Below are 394 nucleotides of genomic sequence, written 5' to 3'. Positions count from 1 at the left end.
CAAAAAGGGTTGGTACCGCTCACGCATGGATATCTATCCCGAAAACAAAATCTACGAGCAATGCCAGCATGAGTAGGCTTGTTCTCCGGCTTTCAGGCTGCCTGCAAAGGCAGCCTGAAAGCCTAACGGGCATGAACAAAACCACCGTACCAATCCCAATCATCCCCAATCAGGAGACCCCAAATGAACAAACTGATACCGTCCCTTATGCTCTGCATCCTGCTTTCAGGCTGCCTGAACATCGGCAGCGGCTTTCGTGTGCCGCCCGATGCGTCGGGCTAGTGGGAGCTGTGTAATAAAGAAAAGCTGTATCCTGCCATAGGCACCCTACCGGATGCTCCTGAAGAACAACAAGCTGAAATGATCCGGCAGATGAATGTGTACGGTCAGCGCA

The sequence above is a fragment of the Kingella pumchi genome, assembly GCF_022288825.1.
Classification (GTDB): domain Bacteria; phylum Pseudomonadota; class Gammaproteobacteria; order Burkholderiales; family Neisseriaceae; genus Kingella_D; species Kingella_D pumchi.
Note: the sequence above shows the minus strand (reverse complement) of the source record.